At 67.6% G+C, this 558-nt stretch carries 1 protein-coding gene; it reads right to left on the bottom strand.

Features of this window, described 5'->3' with window-relative positions:
- The coding region (gene yajC / locus GTW58_RS14810; RefSeq protein ID WP_168023632.1) for a preprotein translocase subunit YajC at window positions 1–381 on the bottom strand (381 nt) is incomplete at its 3' end.
- Window positions 382–558: the final 177 nt, after the last annotated feature.

Below are 558 nucleotides of genomic sequence, written 5' to 3'. Positions count from 1 at the left end.
GGACTCCCCCGCGGCCCCTGCCGATTCGTCGACGACGGTCGAGAGGGTCTGGAGGTGAACGGTCACCTGCGTGTTCGGGGCGATCTCCAGGACGGCTTTGACGGCGTCCTTGTCGATGCTCACCACGCGACCGTACAGACCGTAGCTGGTCATCACCTGGGTTCCGGGAACCATGCGCGACTGCTGGTCCTGGAGCTTCTGCTGCTGCTTGCGCCGGTTGCGGGAGGTGAACCAGAACATCGCCACCAGCAGGGCCAGCATCACGCCCAGGAACAGGACCTGCCCGGGCCCGCCGGTCGTCTGCTCCGCCGCGGAGAGGCTGGTTCCGGTCTGGGCCACGACCTGGGGCGTGAGCTCGGGCGTGATGAGGGCGGAAAGCACTCGGTCTCCTGGTTCCACAGCGTGTTCGCTGCATCGATGTCGGCCGACGCGATCACTGTGCGCCAGTCCGTCGGCCCGGTCAGGGCCTGTGTGGCGACCACCCTCTGAAGGCGGTCATCACAACATGGTAGGTGACGACCGTCCCACGGGCCCGGTCCCTCGGGTGCCCGGATGTCG

It is taken from the genome of Kocuria subflava (genome assembly GCF_012163155.1).
In the GTDB taxonomy this organism is placed as follows: domain Bacteria; phylum Actinomycetota; class Actinomycetes; order Actinomycetales; family Micrococcaceae; genus Kocuria; species Kocuria subflava.
Note: the sequence above shows the minus strand (reverse complement) of the source record. Positions and strands in the feature narration are given on the sequence as shown.